Consider the following 16566-nt stretch of genomic DNA (forward strand, 5'->3'; position numbering starts at 1 on the left):
CTTCACCTTCGTGCGGCACATCGACCGCCTCGGCCACCGGTTCGATCGCGACGGCGAGTGCCACGGCCGTCCTCTACGACCTCCGGCCCCTCGACCCCGAGGCATGATCCGCGGGACAGCGCCCGGCACGCCGCACCGCGGCGCGGGGGCGGCGGTGTCGCTCCCCACGCCGCTGCTCCCGCGCCGTTTCCGGAAGCCCGGTCAGCGCACCGTGTAGTGCGCCATGTCCGGGCCCTTCGTCCAGTTCCAGTAGTCGACGAGGCGCCACGGGCTGGCCGTGTAGATGTCGCCCGCGGCGTTCTTGAACCACGAGTGCCTGATCGCGGGGGAGGACCACACCATCGTCTTGATCTCCGCCAACTGGCGTTCGGTGTAGGCCTCTTGCGCTTCCTCGGTGGGCTCCATCGCGCGGTGCCCGTCGGACACCAGCTTGTCCACGCACGCCATCACGTACCGCATCTGGCATTCCGACTGGAAGATCAGGCTGCCGCCGTGCGCGAGCCCCGTGCCGGGGCCGTACAGGCAGAAGAAGTTCGGGAAGTTCTTCACCGTGATGCCCAGGTACGCCGTCGGCTCGTCGCCCCACTGCTCGGACAGCACCGCGCCGTCGCGGCCGACGATCCGCATCGGCCACAGGAACCGGTTGGCCTGGAAGCCCGTCGCGTACACGATGACGTCGGCCTCGTAGCGCGCCCCGGACTCGGTCACCACCGCGTCCTTCTCGATCCGGGCGATGCCCTCGCGCACCAGGTCGACGTTGTCGCGCTTGAGGGCGCGCAGCCAGCTCCCGTTGTCCTGGAGCGTGCGCTTGCCCGTCGCCGGATAGTCCGGCACCACCTTCGCCAGCAGCTCCTCGTCGTCGCCGACCTGGCTCTTGATCCAGTCGGTGAAGAACACCCGGGTCTGGTCGTTGCGTGCGCTCACCGCACGGTCCTGGTGCGGCCACTCCGGGTCGATCCGGCCGCTCATCAGCGCGCCGTCGCTGCCCGGCCAGAAGATCATGAAGCGGTACCAGCGGCCGTAGAACGGCAGGTGCCGCATCGCCCACTGCACGCCCGGCCCCGTCTTGCTGTGGTAGGCCGCGTTGGGGAACATCCACTGCGCGGTCCGCTGGAATACGGTCAGCCGCTCGACGTCCGGCGCCAGCGTCGGCGCTATCTGGAAGCCGCTCGCGCCCGCGCCGATCTGCACGACCTTCTTGCCGCGGTAGTCGACGTCGTGGTCCCACCGCGCCGAGTGGAACGACGGTCCCGCGAACTCGTCCATGCCGTCGATCTCCGGCAGCTTCGGCCGGTTCAGCATGCCGACCGCGGAGATCACCGCGCGCGCGGTCAGCGTCTCGGTCACTCCGCCCGTGCACACCGCGACCCGCCACACCGCGGCGGCCTCGTCCCACTCCGCCGACAGCACCTCGGTGTTCCACCGTACGTGCTTGTCGACGCCGTGACGCTCCATCACACCCTGGAAGTAGGACTGGAGTTCCGGCTGCCGGGCGTAGAACTCGGTCCACTGGTCGACGGGTTCGAAGCTGTAGCAGTAGAAGTGGTTGCCGACGTCCACCCGTGCGCCCGGGTAGGTGTTCTCGTACCAGGTCCCGCCCACGCCCGCGTTCTTCTCCACGATCGTGAACGGAATGCCGGCCTCCTTGAGCCGGATTCCCGCCAGCAGGCCGGACTGGCCGCAGCCGATGACCAGCACCGGGAAGTCCGCGCACACATCCTGCTCGGCGCGGACCGAGCCGCGGCGCGCGTCGACCCCGTCGAGTTCCATCTCCTCGAACAGCATCGGCACGTACTCCTGCGGAATCTCCTCGCAGGCGACCCAGTTCATCATCTCGTGGAGCAGCTCCGGACCGGGCTGCGTGGGCAGCTCGCAGCCGCCGTCGCGGTACGCCTTGATGGCCTCCAAGGCCATCCGGCGCACCTCGGCCTTCTCCTCTTCGGGCATGAAGCCCTGCACTTCGTTGAGCACCAGCATGCGCGGCTTGATCGGGCCGCGGATGTACGAGGGGTCGCCGGTGAGATGGACGAGCGACAGCATCAGCGCCGGGATACTGACGTCCTCGAGCGCGGCGGCGATCGCCGCATCGTCGTCGGCGAACGGTGAACCTGCGTGCGGATTACGGGCGTTCATGGCAGTCCTGTTCCGGGCGCGGGGCTGGGGGATGGGGCTGAGGGAAGAGGCTGGGGATGGGGCTGAGGGACAGGGGTGCGGCACCGGCTTGGCTCAGCACAGCCCGCGGGTGATGTGGTCGGCGACGAACCGGCGTACCTGCTCCGGGTCGTCGGGGTCGAAACTGCGGGCGGGCACGAGGACGAGCGAGATGACCGCGCGCACGATCCATTCCGCGGCCTGTGCGGTGTCCAGATCGGCACGCACTTCGCCGCGGTCGCGGGCGTGTTCCACGAGCGGCGACCAGAAGTGCAGCCAGGCGTCGAACGCCAGGCCGCGCAGCAGCCGCACCGCGGCGTCCTCCGACTCGCCGTCGCGCTCCGCCAACCCGAGCGCGTACGCCTGCGGGGAGCGGGCGTGCACGCGCACCGCCGCCTCGCCCGCCTGCGCGGCGAGCGTGGCGTGCGCGCGGACGTGCGGGGCGATCGCGGCGACGTGCCCGGCGGCGTTGCGGGCAAGGACACCGTGGATCAGGTCGTCGCGGTCGGCGAAGTGCACGTAGACCGTGCGCCGCGACACGCCCGCTTCGCGCGCGACGTCGTCCATCGTGACCCGCCGCAGCCCGCGCCGCCGCACCTGCGCGGTGGCGGCGGCGAGGATGCGTTCCCGGGTGCCGACGGGCCCGTCGGGCCCCGGGCGGGGCAAGGTGCCGGGCATGGGGCCGACCGCTACTGCCCGCCGGCCGCCGTGACGCCGCCGTCCACGGTCAGCGGCACACCGGAAATGAACGAGGCCTCGTTGCTGAGCAGGAACCGCACCGCGCGGGCGATGTCCTCCGGCTGCGCCAGGCGCCGCATCGGCGTGCGGGCCTCGAGGCGCTCGCGGTAGCCGTCGATGGTCAGCGGCATGGCCATCATCGGCGTCTCGACGTAGCCCGGGCACACCGCGTTGACGCGGATGCCTTCCGGGCCGAACCGGTGCGCGAGCGACCGGACGAGGCCGAGGAGGCCGTGCTTCGACGCCACGTACGACGGGATCGAACCCTCGCCGATGAGCGCCTCGATCGACGCGATGCCGACGATCGCCGCGCCGGGGCCGGACGCGCGGAGCGCGGGCAGCAGCGCTTGGACGGCGTCGACCTGGGCGCGCAGGTTGACCGTGAGGACGGTGTCCCACGTGTCGGTGCCGAGCGCGTCGGTCTGGTCCGGGCGGACCATGCCCGCGGAGTGCACGAGGCCGCCCACGGTGCTCAGCGCGTCGACGGCCTCGCCGGCGGCGCGGGCGAGGGCGTCGCGGTCGGCGACGTCGACGGCGGCGTGGTGGGTGGTGACCCCGTAGCGCTTGGCGCATTCGGCGGCGACCTCCGCGGCCGCGTCCCCGGCGAGATCCCACAGCGACACAGGGCGGCCGACCTCGGCGAGCGCGAGGGCCGTGGCGCGGCCGATGCCGGAGGCGCCGCCGGTGACGACGACGCCGGTGCCCGGTGCGCCGAGCTTGTCGAGCGCGTCCTTGCTGGTGCCGGTGCTCATATGTACCCCTCCCCGTGGCGGGCCCGAGGCCGCGCCGCCTGGTCGCGTCGGGGTTCACAGATACATGGGGTGTGTGCATATGTAAACGGGGAACGGTGTGCATTTCCGGAGGGGTGTCCGGGGCGGGAGATACTGGCGGGACCTGTCGCATGTCCCCTCAGGAGGAACCGTGGAACCGCGCGTCGTGGACAACCCGGAGCAGTCGCGATTCGAGATCTACGCGGGGGAGTCCGCGGCGGAGCTGGCCGGCTTCGCCGAGTACCACCTGCACGGCGAAGAGATCGCGTTCATCCACACCGAGATCGATCCGCGGTTCGGCGGCCAGGGCCTCGGCGGCAAGCTGGCGCAAGCGGCGCTGGACGAGGTGCGGGCGCGCGGGCTGCGGGTGCTGCCGTACTGCCCGTTCATCCGCGGGTGGATCCGCAAGCACCCCGAGTACGTGGACCTGGTGCCGATGCAGCACCGCGAGAAGTTCGAGCTGTAGGCCCCGCCGCAGCCCCCCCACAGCCTCGCTGCCGGTCCTGCCGCAGCCCCGCTGCGGCCGTGACGGTCCCTTCCGACGCCGTCCGGATGCCCTCCGACCAGGGCGTTCGGGCGGCGTCGCGGTTTTGGTTGAACTTTCAACGAGCGCGCGCTATCGTCTTACTCGCAAGGTTGAAGATTCAACAAACAAGATCGCTCCCCCGATCGCCCCCACCGAAGGACACCGCCATGGGCCTCTTCTCCCGCTCCCGCAAGAACGACGACGCCACCGCCGTGGTCACGGCCGTCGCCGAGGCGCCGGCCTCGTTGCAGGACCTGTCCCACCTGTCCGGCAACTACGTCATCGACACGGTGCACTCGGAGATCGGCTTCTCCGTCCGGCACGCGATGGTCACCAACGTCCGCGGCGCCTTCACCGAGTACGAAGGCCTCCTCAAGCTGGACGGCGCCGACCCGGCGGCGTCGAGCGCCGAGATCGCCATCAAGGTCGCCAGCATCGACACCAAGCAGGCCCAGCGCGACGAGCACCTGCGCACCGGCGACTTCTTCGCCGTCGAAGCGCACCCGGAGATCACCTTCCGCAGCACGTCCGCGCAGCGCCGCGGCGACGACACGTTCCGCCTGGTCGGCGACCTGACCATCAAGGGCGTCACCAAGCCGGTCGTCCTCGACCTGACCTACACCGGCAGCGCCAAGGACGCCTACGGCGTCGACCGCGTCGGCTTCGAAGGCGGCACCACGATCGACCGCACCGAGTGGGGCCTCACCTACAACGCCGCGCTGGAGACCGGCGGCGTGCTGATCGGCGAGAAGGTCAAGCTCAACTTCGACATCTCCGCGGTCAAGGCGGCCTGAGGCCACTCCGCACCTTCACAAGGCCGGACACCCTGATGCCCGGGTCCGACGGGAAGATCCCGCCGGCCCGGGCAGGGGCGTTTCCGCCGCACGGCACGTGAGTCCCCGTGTCACGCGTTTGGGCTGCCCCATTGGTCCAAGACCTGGTCGAGGTCCGTCAGCCGGTCGAGGCCCTGGACCGCGCGGGTCATGCGCGGGTTGCGCTCGAGGAGTTCGCGGTGCCGGTGCAGGAACGCCCAATATCCACCGGTGAACGGGCACGCGTGCGGTCCCAGGCGTTCCGTCGGCCGGAAGGCGCATGGCCCGCACAGGTCGCTCATACGGTGCACGTACGCGCCGCCGGAGGTGTACGGCTTCGTCGTCATCCGGCCGCCGTCGGCGTATTGCGACATCCCGACCACGTTGGGGACCATCACCCAGTCGTAGCCGTCGACGAACAGCCGGTGGAACCAGTCGGTGACCGCCGCGGGATCCCAGCCGCGCTGGAGCGCATGGCTGCCGAGGATCATCAGGCGTGGAATGTGGTGGGTCCACCCCGTGTCGCGGACCTGGCCCAGGACGGACCTCAGGCAGTTCGCCTCGACGGCATCGGCGTCCGCCTCGCGGAACCACCGAGGCAGCGGCGCGGTGTGCCCGAGCACGTTGCTTGCGCGGTACCGCTCACCGAAGTGCCAGTAAAGCTGCCACACGTACTCGCGCCAGCCCGCGATCTGCCGGATGAAGCCCTCGACGCTGTTCAGCGGTGCGTCGCCGCGGCGCCACGCCGCTTCGGCGGCCTCGACGCACTCGGCCGGGTCGAGTAGTCCCAGGTTCAGCGGAGCCGACAACAGGCTGTGGCTCATGACGGGGTCGGCCGACAGGATGGCGTCCTCGTAGGTGCCGAAATTCGGCAGTCGGTCGGCGACGAACCGTTTCAGTGCCGCGCGGGCCTCACGGCGGGACGCGGGGAACAGCCGGGGTCCGTCACGTCCCACAAAAGCCACGTCACCGGCGCGCTCCCACGCGTCCAAGTCGTGTCGCACCTCGTCGTCGACGTCGTCCTCGCGGGGGTGGTACGGGGGAGGCACATCCAACTCGCGCACGCCGCGTGGCGGGGAGGCGCGGTTGTCGTGGTCGAAGTTCCACCGGCCGCCCGCCGGTTCCGCTCCGTCCATCAGCAGCCCGCGCTCGCGCCGCACCCAGCGATAGAAGTCCTCTTGGCGCCAATGCCGTTCGCCTCGGTCGCCGACCCACTGACCAAACGCGTCCCGGGCGACCAGGAAGCCCCGTGCGGGCAGCACCGTGACCTGGTCGAGCGAGCGTACGAACCGCATCGCGGCATGCGAAGTGGGATGGTGCACCGTCACCTGCGCCTTGCCCACGGCCTTGTCGAGCCCGTCGCGGTACGTGTCCGCGCGGACGTACGTCACACGATCTCCGAGCTCCGCAGCACGCCGCCGCATCGCGGACAGGATCAGGTGGGCTTTCGCCCGGTGGAATGTGCGGCGCCGGAACACCGAGCGGGCCTCGACCATCACCACGGGCGCGTCCCTGTGCGGGCCGCCGTCCCCAGGAGCGACGAAGTGAGGACCCAGTTGATCGCCGAACAACCAGTGCGCGTTGGCCATGACGCCCCATGCTGTCCCGCAGTCGCCGTCGCAGCGCCCACCAAACCCAAACCCCACCCGAACGGACGAGCGATTCGTTTCCAGGGGCGCCGATGAGCCGCTCCGTGCCCAGGGCGATGTCTCCCGATCTGCGTGCTGCCGGTGTGCGCGCATTCCCGCAGGTTGCGGTGCCGTGGCCGAGCGGCCCATGGCAATCGGCGTGGGTGAGGTCCCTCCCACGTCGACTGATGGAGACGGGGCGGGCCTGCTCCCATCCGTCCGCGGGTTCGAATCCCGTCGGCACCGCGGCCGACTTGGACTCGGGCCGGTCAAGGCCATCGCCCCTTCACCAGGCCGGACACGCTGATGCCCGGGTCCGACGGGAAGATCCCGCCGGCCCGGGCAGGGGCGTTTCCGTGCCGCGTGCCGGGGCCGTCGCGGCCCGCGGCGAGCTATCGCGCCCCGGTGGGGTCCAGGGCGGATCGCGTGCGGGCCGAAATAACGCCTGAACTCCCTTGTTGTGCCGCTAAGTTGCCGGATGGCTACGGTGCGGAGCGGATTCGGCACCCGACAGCACCCGGCACGAACGCCGCGGCGGGGATACCCGGGCTCAGGTCCGGAACCGCCACGCTGCGTGCGCCTCGCGGGCGGCGATCTGCGCCCGTCGTTCCGCCGGGGTCAGCCGCGGGGAGTCGGGGAGTTCGCGGGCCAGGTCGGCGGCCGCGACCACGCGCGCCACCGGCTCCGGACGGTTGTCCGCCCACGCGCACCGGAAGGTCAGCATGCCTTCCGAACGCCCGCCGGTGTCCAGCCAGTTCGCCACCCCCGGATCGTCGGCGGCCAGCACGACCCGGAACAGCCCGTCCGGATCCGGCGTGATCTGCCGGTGGTTGAGCCCGCCCGTCGCGTGGATCGACTCCACCGGTTCGAACCAGCCCAGCCGGTACAGCTGGTACGACCAGTAGCGGGCGATCGGAGCCTCGCTCTCCACCACCAGCGCCTCGCCCGGCCGCAGGTTGTAGAAGCAGAACGCGTACACCAGCCCCTTGAGCCCCTTCGGCTCGTTCCGCGGCTGGATGAACGTGTTGTCCTCGCCGCGCCCGCGCGCCGCGCGCTGGTACTCGTTCCAGTACTCGACCGAACCGGTGAACTGCGACGCCGCCTCGCCCAGCCCGTCCGCGATCGCGGCAGGGGAGAGGCGCTCGACCGCGGCCGGAACGTCGAGCCGTTCGATCGTGAACACGGCCGGCTCGGCCTCGTGCCAGTCGTAGTAGTACTCCCGGATGTTCACCATCCGCGCACCGTCCGGGATCGGCACCCAGCGCACCGCCGGGTCGGCCGGCTCCGGCCCGCCCACCAGGATCTCGAACGCATCGCCCGGGCCGATGCCCAGATCGGTCGCGGTCACCTCGGCGAGCGTCCCGTACTTCTCCTGATGCATGTTCCCGATGCGCAACGCCATCAGGAACTCTTCGCAGGAGTGCATGTTCCCGCGGATCCGGTAAGCGCCCGCCGCGTCGATCCGCGCATGCTTGTACAGGTTGTCGACGTTCGGCCCGCCCCACTGCGTGAACAGGTCGTTCTGCCGCATGAACCGCGGATCCCGCGGATCCGCATGCCCCACACTCCAAGTCAGCCAGCAGGCCGCCTGCTGCGCCAAGTGGCGGAAGCCCTCGGCGCGCTCCTCGGGCGCCGACGTGGGGAAGTCGTCGGCGAGGATGCGGTCGCCCGCGGCGCGCAGCGCGTCGCAGAACGCGTTCCAGGCGTCGTGGTCCGGGCGTTCGGTCATGAGTCCTCCACTCTCGTCGGCCTTGCCTGCCGGCGTACGGTCACTGCGTGGCGCGCGGCACGGCGAAATGCGTGCGGTAGCGGTCGAACCGGGCGTCGGCGTGCGCCCGGTCGAGCCCGAGGTCGTCGAACGAATAGCTGTGCACACCGTGCTTGTCCTTCGGCCGTCCGGCCAGATATGTGCGCATCCGCTCCTCGGCGGCGGGCGCGAGGGTCATGCCGAGGCCCTCGTACATCGCCCGGACGGTGTCGAGGGGCGCACGCAGGAAGTCGGCGTACTGCCCGTGCACCATTGCGGTGCTCTGCCCGCTCGCGTCGAAGTCGACGAGCCGGTCCAAGTCGCCCGCATACAAGTCCTCGTGGTACTTGCCGATGGCCGCGAAGCCGACGTCGTCGCTGTGCACCCAACGCAGCGTGGCAATAAGGCTGCTGACCGATCCGAGCACTGTGATCGGATCGCGGTGCGTGACCGCGATCCGCGCGTCGGGGTACGTGCGCAGCAGATCCGGCAGCGTGTGCAGGTGCGCCGGACTCTTCAGCACCCAGCGCCGCCCCCGCGGGAAGCCGCGCTGCAGGATCTGCAGCACCGTCTTGTGGTACTCGTATGCCGGACCCATGTCGCAACCCAGCAGCCACGCCGTGTAGTTCGGCACGTGGTAGCGCGCCGGGAACTCCTGCGAGCGGAACGCGAACGACTGCGCGGACAGGCACTCCTTCGGCAGGCGCGCCCCGTACACGTGGATGGCGTCCAAGGCCCCCGACACGCGGTCGAACACCCGCAGCTCCGCGTCCGCGACCGCGATCCGCGGATCCGCGGCGAACACCTCGGGATCGGGCGATGGCGGCGGCACGGGCAGCAGCAGCTCCCAGCCCTCCGGCACCCGGTGCGCGGGGTCCTGGGCGAGCAGCGCGTGCAGGATCGACGTGCCGGTGCGCGGCGCGCCGACCACGAACAGCGGCTCCTCGATCCGCTCGTCCCGCACCCCCGGATCGCGCTTGACGTACTCGGCGACCAGCAGGCGCTGCCGCAGCAGCCGCAGGAGGTACCGGTGCGTCTGCCAGCGCCCGACCCGGGTCAGCCGCGCGTGGGCTTCCAGGTCGGCGAGCAGCAGGTCGAGCGGCTCCAGGAAGTCGTCGGCGCCGAAATCGGCGAGCCCGGTCTGCACACGTGCCTGGTCGAGCAGCGTGTCCCGGCGGAACGGCGCGACGGCGTCCTCGACCAGCGGGTCGACCCGCCCGTCGTTGACCGCGCGCACCCAGTCGGGCCGCGGCGGGAGGCCGCTCGCGGTCATGCGGGCGCCCCGGCGGCGGTGATCTTCGGCATTGCTTCCCCTTTCGCCATGGACACGCTAATACCTTCTTTATAAGTTTCTTCATGAGAAGGAAATAGGGAGGGGTGCATGAACGGCGCACACGAGCCCGCCGACGCGGGCATCCGCGGCCATGTCGTCATCGTGACCGGCGCGTCCCGCGGCATCGGCCGCGGCCTCGCCCGGCACCTCGGGCAGCAGGGCGCGCGACTGGCCGTCACCGGCCGCAAACCGGAACGGCTCGCCGCGCTGTCGGCCGAGCTGGACGAGCTGGGCATCGAGCACCTGGCCGTGCCCGGGAACGTCGCCGACCGCGAGGCCGCCGTCGACCTCGCCCGGCAGGTCCACGAACGCTTCGGACGCATCGACGGCCTGGTCGCCAACGCGCAGTCGTTCCGGCCGGTCATGCCGCTGGAAGACGTCCGCGAGTCCGACATGGACCTGCTGTTCGACACCGGGCCCAAGGGGACGCTGTGGGCGATGCAGGCGGTGTTCCCGTACATGAAGGAAGCCGGGCGCGGGCGGATCGTCACCATGGGGTCCGCCGTGGGCATGAGCGGCGGCGCCGGCTACGGCCCGTACAGCGCGTCCAAGGAAGCCGTCCGGTCGCTGACCCGCACCGCGGGGCGCGAGTGGGGCCAGTACGGGATCACCGTCAACTGCGTCTGCCCGGCCTCCGCCGCACACCGCATGCCCCCGGCCGACGACCCGGAGCGGCGCGCGGTGTTCGACGCGATGTACGCCCAGCACCCGATGCGGCGCGACGGAGACCCGGAGCGGGACATCGCACCGCCGGTGCTGTTCCTGCTGTCGGACGCCGCGCAGTACATCACCGGCGAGACCTTCATGGTCGACGGCGGCGGACAGATGCGGGCGTGACCACACCCCCGGCAGACCAGCCCCTGCGCGCCACGACCCACGGAAGGCAGCACCCATGACCGACCCCCTCGGCCTCGCCGGCAAAACCGCCATCGTCACCGGCGCCGGATCCGGCATAGGCCGCGCCACCGCCCTGCGCCTCGCCCGCGGCGGCGTCCGGCTCGTCCTCGGCGACCTGCGGCCCGAACGCACCGCCGCCGTCGCCGCCGAGATCCGCGCCGCGGGCGGCGAAGCCGTCACCCACGACGGCGACGTCGCCGAAGACGCCTACATCCGCGCCCTCGTCGCCACCACCGTCGACATCTACGGACGCGTCGACGTCCTCCACAACAACGCCGCGTTCTCCATCGCCGGACGCGTCGGCGACATCACCGACGACGAGTGGCGCACCCAGCAGCGCGTCGTCCTCGACAGCGTCTTCTACGGCATCCGCGCCGTCCTCCCGCACATGATCGCCCAAGGCGGCGGCTCCATCGTCACCACCTCCTCCGGCGCCGGCGTCGGCGGCGAATACCGCCTCGGCGCCTACGCCGCCCACAAAGCCGCGGTGATCAACCTCACCCAGACCGTCGCCATGGAGTACGCCGAAGAAGGCATCCGCTGCAACGCCATCACCCCCGGCCCGACCGCCACCGAACCCATGCTCGCCTGGCTCGAAAACGTCCCCGGCGGCCCCGAGCAGTTCGGCCGCGGCGCCCTCCTGCGCCGTATGAGCCGCCCCGAGGAAGTCGCCGAAATGGTCGCCTGGCTGGCCTCCGACGCCGCCTCCCTGATCTCCGGCGTCGTCCTCCAAGGCAACTACCGCGTGTCCTCGCCACGCCCGTGACCCGCACTTCCCGCCCGGCCGCGCCGCCGGCGAGCCCTATCCTCGTCCCGGGCACCCGCCCCACCGACACGCACGACCGGCACAACCAGCGGAGGAACACGTGGGCGACGGCGCGGAACCCGGAACCCCGGCGGGGCAGCCGTCCGCCGACTACGCGGACGCCGTCGTCGCCGCCTGGTCCGACGTGCTGCCGGACGTGAGCGCCGCCTCCATCGGCTTCGTGGTTCGCCTCCACCAGGCGATGATCGCGATGGAGGAGTTCGACCGGCGCAGCATCGGCGCCCTCGACCTCACCGCACCCGAGTACATGGTCCTCGCCGCCCTCGCGGCCCGCCCCGACACCACCGGCCTCACCCTGCGGCAACTCCAGCCGCTGGTCATGTACTCCTCCGGCGGCATGACCCACTGCGTCGACCGCCTGGAGAAGAAGGAACTCGTCGAACGCCGCGCCAACCCCGGCGACCGGCGCTCGGTCCTCGTCTGCCTCACCGACCACGGCCGCGAACGCGCCCGCGAAGCCATGCGCACCCGCATCGCCGCGCTCGACGAACTCCTCCAACCCCTCGGCGACACCGACCGCGCCACCGTCGACCGCGCCCTCCGCCTCCTCGGCGCCACCTTCCACCAATGGAACCCGGCCCCCACCCCCGAACCCCCGCGCCGCCGCCGCACCGCCAAATAGCCGGGGGAACGGAGCCTGTGCCGTCGGGGGCCGGCGCCGGCCAGACGACGCGCGTGCGGCGGTCGAGGCGAACAAGGCGGATGGAGCGGGCGAGGCGGACGAGGCAGCCGAGGGGCGTCTACTCGGACGACGCCTCGGACGCCCGCGCCCGCTTCCGCCGCCACGCCGCAATCCGCCGCCCCACCTCGATCAGCAGCGTGACCGCGAACGCCGCGGCAATCCCCGCGAGCACCGCCTTCAGCGGATCGTCCTTGAACGCCGCCCCGCCCCAATACCCCAGCAGCGCCGCGTAAGCCGCCCACGAAAAGCCCGCAATCGCCGCGTAGAAACGGAACTTCGGCCACGGATAGTCGACCGTGCCCGCCGTCAACGACACCGCCGTACGCCCGCCCGGGATGTACCGCGCGACGATGATGATGACCCCGCCGTAGTCCCGCAACCACCCCTCGGCGCGCTCCCGCGCCTTCTTCCCCCGCTCCCCGCTCAGCAGATGCTTCGTCGCGAACGGCTCCGCCCAACGCCCCAGCGCATAAACGGTGTTGTCGCCGAGCCACGCCCCCAGCCCGCCCAGCGCGATCAGCAGGAACAGGTTCGGCGAGAACCCCGTCGCCGTCGCGAACACCCCACACGCGATCAGCGACGTCTCGCTCGGCACGATCGGAATGATCGCGTCCAGATACGCGAACGTGAACACGATCAGATACGCCCACGGCGAGTTTGCCGCCGTCAGCACCGGATCGAACCACGCCTCCACGCCGCGCCCTCCCCGCCTCGCCGTCCCGGCCCCGGACCCGAACCGCCCGGGGACAGCACTCCTTACCCGCCGCCGCGCCCCGCGAAGCCGACCGGGTGTCCGAGCCCCCGCCGCCCACCCCGCGACGGCCCCTCCGCACTGCGCCGATCCGGTGCCTTCGCGCGCCCCCGACCTGCGGGTGATGACGAAGCGTGACCGTTCGACAGGCGCAGCGTGACGACCGGTGCCACAGTGAAAAGGAGTCCAGTCCTGGATTCGTCAAGGAGGAATGCCATCATGGCCAAGCCCAAGGCCAAGCCGCACACGCAGAAGAGCGCGATGATCGCGAACGACGCCCGTGCGCGCCAGGAAGACCGCAACACCGCCGACCGCGCGCAGGACCGCCAGGACCGCGCGCAGGACCGCGACCGCGACCACGACCGCGACCAGAACTCCGCGGCCACGCTCGTCGCCGACCGGCAGCAGGAGAACAACCGCGACCGGCAGGACCGCCGTCCCGCCAACCGCGACCAGCAGCAGCGTCCGCGCGGCGACTCCGGCCCCCGCGGCCGCAGCTCGCGCTGACACCCGCGGCACGCCGCCGAGCCGGACCCGTCCGGCTCGGCGGCACCCGCACCCACCCGGCCCCGGACCCCGTGACTACGGCGGTCCGGGGCCGGGTAGGCGTTGGGGAGGGGTTGTGTCGGATTCCGTGCCGACGTCCCACCCGGCTCGGGGGAGTGATACCGACCGAACGGTGACTGCGATGACGACCCACGAACGCGCCGTCGAGGTGACGGCGTCCCCGGACGACATCTTCCACCTGCTGTCCGACCCGCTGAACATGCCCGCGTACGTCGACTTCGTGGAAGACGCCGCGCCTGCCGGCCCGGACACCGTGCGCATCACCACCACCGACCTCGGCGGCGCCAAGCGCACCGGCCTGCTCCGCGCGGTGCCGGACCGCGAACTGATGCACGTGCTGTGGGAACTCGACAGTCCGCGCTGCCACGGCCAGATCGTCGTCGCCCCCGGACCCGACGCCGACGGCTGGAATACGTGCATCGTGCGGGCCATGCTCGACGACGAGAACGCGTGGGGCGACGACCCCGACATCCGGCACGTCCGCGGCCCCTTCGAACTCGGCGGCATGCCCGGCCACGAAGGCCTGGCCCTCGGCGAGGTCGGCGTCGGACGCACAGGCCCCGTCGACCCGAAGACCGAGCAACTCCTCGGCCCCGACGAGGTGTTGGAACGGGCGTTGGCCGGACTCCGGGACCGGGTCGCGGTGGCGCGCGGGAAGGTCAAGGCGCACCACTGACGACACCGGGCCCGGGCCCGCTTCGGGTCTTACGACGGCTCCGGGTTTTACGACAGGCTGGAGCCGATCGCGACGAAACCGCAGATCAGCACGAAGAGGATCACCAGCAGCGGGAAGACGAACCGCAGGTACTGGTTGTAGCCGACCTTCGCCAGTGCGATACCGCCCATGATCACCGCGGTCGTCGGCACCCACAGGTTCATCCAGCCCGACGCCGCCTGCCACGCCGTCACGACGAGCGCACGCGGCACGTCCGCGAAGTCCGCGAGCGGCGCGAGGATCGGCATGGCGAGCGTCGCGTGCCCGGACGTCGACGGGATGAGGAACGCCAGCGGCAGGTTCACCACGAAGATCATGATCCCGAACACCGCCGACGACGTGCCGGACACGGCACCCTCCATCGAGTGCAGGACGGTGTCCGTGACCTTCGCGTTGTTCATGATCACGGTCACGCCGCGCGCCAGCATGATGATCAGCGCGGGCGAGATGAAGTCGCCCGCCCCCTGGATCAGCGTCGACGACAGCTTCTCCTCGCCCAGCCCCGCCAGCAGGCCGACCAGCACCGCCGCGACGATGAACAGCGCGGACAGCTCGGCGAACGACCAGTCCAGCTCCCAAACGTACGCCACCGCATTCGCGTCCCCGGTCAGCACCTGCGCCCACGGGATGATCGCGAAGATCATGAACGCGAAGGTGAGCGTCACCGCCACCAGCACGATCTTGTGGGTGCGCGTCAGCTCCTCGGGCTCGGTGGTCGCGGCCTCGGCGGCCTGCTCGCGGTCTCCGGGGAGGAAGCCGACCAGCGAACGGGACGGATCGGCTTTGACGCGGACCGCGTATCGGACGACGTACGCGATCGTGACCGCCGTGAGCACGACGAGCATCACGACGCGCAGCACGATGCCGTCGCCGAGCGAGATGTCGGCCGCCGACGACGCGACACCGGTGGCGAACGGGTTGACCGTCGAGCACATGACGCCGACGCCCGCGCCCAGGATGATCGTGCCGGTCGCGACCATGCGGTCGTAGCCGAGCGCGAGCATGAGCGGGATGATCAGGCCGTAGAACCCCAGCGTCTCCTCGGCGAAGCCCTCGACGGAGCCGAGTACCGAGAACACCGTCATGATCGCGATGATGAGGACCGCGCCGCGGGTGCGCAGCCGGTGCGCGAGACGGGCGATACCGCGGTCCAGGGCGCCGGTGGCGAACACCACCGTGATGAACGCGCCGATGGCGATGACGAACAGGAACACGCCCGCGGCGCCGTACAGGTCGCCGGCGTTGTCGGGTGCGACCTGGCCGGTGTCGGCGTCCCGGATGCCGTAGAGGCCGTTGACCGGGGACAGGAACAGGTCGTTCAGCCGTTGGATGAAATCCTCGGGGCTCGGCGTGTGGTGGTAGCTGCCCTGGACGGGCTTGCCGTCCTCGCCGCGCTGGTACTCGCCGGACGGGATCGCGAACGACAGCGCCCACACGGCGATCGTCACGATGGCGAGGACGGTCAGCGCGCTCGGGAAGCGGAAACCGCGCTTGCCCTCGTCCTTCTTGCCGCTGTCGTCCTTCTCGGGCGGTTCGCCGTCGTGGCCGCCTTGGGTCGGGGAATCTGTGGCGTGCTCGGAACTCATGTGAGGGTGATCGGGAAGCGCGGCGGCACGGTGTACGGCATTCGGCGGAGATCACCCGAACGGCGGCAGCGATCGGCGGGGCGCGGGGCGCCGGGCGATTAGGTTGGGGGCGGGGCAGGACGCCGGGGGAGCGGCCTTCGGCGTGGCCCGGCGGAAGGAACGCGGACATGGCCTGGGAAGGCGAGTACGAACCGAATCCGCACAATTGGGTCGCCGATCACGTGGCCCGCTACGAGGAGAGCAACGGGAACAAGGGCCGCACGATGAACGGCCGTCCCGTCGTCATCCTCACCACGCGCGGCGCCAAGAGCGGCAAGATCCGCAAGGTGCCGCTGATGCGCGTCAGCGACGGCACGCGCTATGCGGCCGTCGCCTCGCTCGGAGGTGCTCCGAACCACCCGGTCTGGTATTACAACTTGGTCGCTCACCCGGACGAAGTCCGGTTGCAGGACGGGCCGGTGGTCAAGGAGTACCGGGCCCGGCTGGCGGAGGGGGCCGAGCGGGAGGAGTGGTGGGAGCGGGCCGTGGAGGCGTACCACGAGTACGCGGATTATCAGAAGAAGACGGACCGGGTGATCCCGCTGTTCGTGCTGGAACCCGTGGACTGACTCCGCTTCCTCTGCTTCTTGTGCACGTCGGGTACGCCGAAGCCCGGCGGCGGCCGTCGGGGGGAACGGACGCCGCCGGGGGTCTGCGGTCGGCTACTTGGCGTTGAGGGACGCGACGCCGGCCTGGGCGAACTGCTCGTCCTGGTCGCCGCTGGGGGCGCCGGCGACGCCGATGGCCGCGATCGGGCCGCCCTTGGCGGTGACCGGGGCGCCGCCGCCGAGGAACAGG

At 71.1% G+C, this 16566-nt stretch carries 17 protein-coding genes and 1 tRNA gene; 9 read left to right on the forward strand and 9 right to left on the reverse strand.

Annotated elements, in window-relative coordinates:
* Nucleotides 1-201: 201 nt before the first annotated feature.
* From ABEA93_RS34030 to ABEA93_RS34040, 3 genes are all read right to left on the reverse strand, one after another.
* Entirely contained in the window at nt 202-2133 is a 1932-nt protein-coding gene (locus ABEA93_RS34030; protein WP_345679771.1) for a flavin-containing monooxygenase, read from the reverse strand.
* 93 nt (nt 2134-2226) lie between these two features.
* A complete protein-coding gene (locus ABEA93_RS34035) occupies nt 2227-2829 on the reverse strand; it encodes a TetR/AcrR family transcriptional regulator (protein ID WP_345679772.1) in 603 nt (200 codons plus the stop codon).
* An 11-nt stretch (nt 2830-2840) separates the two neighbouring features.
* Nucleotides 2841-3641 carry an SDR family NAD(P)-dependent oxidoreductase gene (locus tag ABEA93_RS34040; RefSeq protein WP_345679773.1) on the reverse strand — a complete coding sequence of 267 codons (801 nt, stop codon included), beginning with the start codon at nt 3639-3641 and terminating at the stop codon, nt 2841-2843.
* A gap of 169 nt (nt 3642-3810) precedes the next feature.
* Between ABEA93_RS34040 and ABEA93_RS34045 the strand changes: the two genes are divergently transcribed.
* Nucleotides 3811-4125 carry a GNAT family N-acetyltransferase gene (locus ABEA93_RS34045; protein ID WP_345679774.1) on the forward strand — a complete coding sequence of 105 codons (315 nt, stop codon included), beginning with the start codon at nt 3811-3813 and terminating at the stop codon, nt 4123-4125.
* A gap of 227 nt (nt 4126-4352) precedes the next feature.
* Nucleotides 4353-4979 carry a YceI family protein gene (locus tag ABEA93_RS34050; RefSeq protein WP_345679775.1) on the forward strand — a complete coding sequence of 209 codons (627 nt, stop codon included), beginning with the start codon at nt 4353-4355 and terminating at the stop codon, nt 4977-4979.
* Between the two features lie 110 nt (nt 4980-5089).
* On the opposite strand, the gene ABEA93_RS34055 is transcribed toward ABEA93_RS34050, so the two are convergent.
* Entirely contained in the window at nt 5090-6586 is a 1497-nt protein-coding gene (locus tag ABEA93_RS34055; RefSeq protein WP_345679776.1) for a cryptochrome/photolyase family protein, read from the reverse strand.
* Nucleotides 6587-6752: 166 nt separating this feature from the next.
* On the opposite strand from ABEA93_RS34055, the gene ABEA93_RS34060 reads away from it, so the two are divergent.
* Nucleotides 6753-6871, forward strand: a tRNA-OTHER gene (locus ABEA93_RS34060).
* Nucleotides 6872-7175: 304 nt separating this feature from the next.
* Here the strand turns inward: ABEA93_RS34060 and ABEA93_RS34065 are convergent.
* Nucleotides 7176-8354 (reverse strand): DUF1214 domain-containing protein, encoded by a 1179-nt coding sequence (locus ABEA93_RS34065; protein ID WP_345679778.1) that lies wholly within the window; start codon nt 8352-8354, stop codon nt 7176-7178.
* 40 nt (nt 8355-8394) lie between these two features.
* Nucleotides 8395-9645, reverse strand: a complete 1251-nt coding sequence (locus tag ABEA93_RS34070) for a sulfotransferase family protein (RefSeq protein WP_345679779.1) — start codon at nt 9643-9645, stop codon at nt 8395-8397.
* Nucleotides 9646-9753: 108 nt separating this feature from the next.
* On the opposite strand from ABEA93_RS34070, the gene ABEA93_RS34075 reads away from it, so the two are divergent.
* The 3 genes from ABEA93_RS34075 to ABEA93_RS34085 all read left to right on the forward strand — a co-directional run bounded on the left by ABEA93_RS34075 (nt 9754) and on the right by ABEA93_RS34085 (nt 12050).
* A complete protein-coding gene (locus ABEA93_RS34075; protein ID WP_345679780.1) occupies nt 9754-10542 on the forward strand; it encodes an SDR family NAD(P)-dependent oxidoreductase in 789 nt (262 codons plus the stop codon).
* A 55-nt stretch (nt 10543-10597) separates the two neighbouring features.
* Nucleotides 10598-11368: an SDR family NAD(P)-dependent oxidoreductase gene (locus ABEA93_RS34080; protein WP_345679781.1), complete on the forward strand. Its 771-nt coding sequence runs from the start codon at nt 10598-10600 to the stop codon at nt 11366-11368.
* 100 nt (nt 11369-11468) lie between these two features.
* On the forward strand, nt 11469-12050 hold the full coding sequence (locus tag ABEA93_RS34085) for a MarR family winged helix-turn-helix transcriptional regulator (protein ID WP_345679782.1): 582 nt from the start codon (nt 11469-11471) through the stop codon (nt 12048-12050).
* 118 nt (nt 12051-12168) lie between these two features.
* Here ABEA93_RS34085 and ABEA93_RS34090 read toward each other — a convergent pair whose 3' ends face one another.
* Nucleotides 12169-12804 (reverse strand): DedA family protein, encoded by a 636-nt coding sequence (locus ABEA93_RS34090; protein WP_345679783.1) that lies wholly within the window; start codon nt 12802-12804, stop codon nt 12169-12171.
* Between the two features lie 276 nt (nt 12805-13080).
* Here ABEA93_RS34090 and ABEA93_RS34095 point away from each other — a divergent pair, with 276 nt between their 5' ends.
* Nucleotides 13081-13368 carry a hypothetical protein gene (locus ABEA93_RS34095; protein ID WP_345679784.1) on the forward strand — a complete coding sequence of 96 codons (288 nt, stop codon included), beginning with the start codon at nt 13081-13083 and terminating at the stop codon, nt 13366-13368.
* 181 nt (nt 13369-13549) lie between these two features.
* Nucleotides 13550-14104, forward strand: coding sequence for an SRPBCC family protein (locus ABEA93_RS34100; RefSeq protein WP_345679785.1), 555 nt, complete (start codon nt 13550-13552; stop codon nt 14102-14104).
* 47 nt (nt 14105-14151) lie between these two features.
* Here the strand turns inward: ABEA93_RS34100 and ABEA93_RS34105 are convergent, their stop codons facing one another.
* Nucleotides 14152-15729, reverse strand: a complete 1578-nt coding sequence (locus ABEA93_RS34105; RefSeq protein ID WP_345679786.1) for a YfcC family protein — start codon at nt 15727-15729, stop codon at nt 14152-14154.
* Nucleotides 15730-15896: 167 nt separating this feature from the next.
* On the opposite strand from ABEA93_RS34105, the gene ABEA93_RS34110 reads away from it, so the two are divergent.
* Nucleotides 15897-16337: a nitroreductase family deazaflavin-dependent oxidoreductase gene (locus ABEA93_RS34110; protein WP_345679787.1), complete on the forward strand. Its 441-nt coding sequence runs from the start codon at nt 15897-15899 to the stop codon at nt 16335-16337.
* Between the two features lie 93 nt (nt 16338-16430).
* Here ABEA93_RS34110 and ABEA93_RS34115 read toward each other — a convergent pair.
* Nucleotides 16431-16566: heme-binding protein (locus tag ABEA93_RS34115; RefSeq protein ID WP_345679791.1), on the reverse strand; the 136-nt coding region annotated here is incomplete at its 5' end.

The organism is Yinghuangia aomiensis (assembly GCF_039542225.1).
GTDB classification, from domain to species: Bacteria; Actinomycetota; Actinomycetes; order Streptomycetales; family Streptomycetaceae; genus Yinghuangia; species Yinghuangia aomiensis.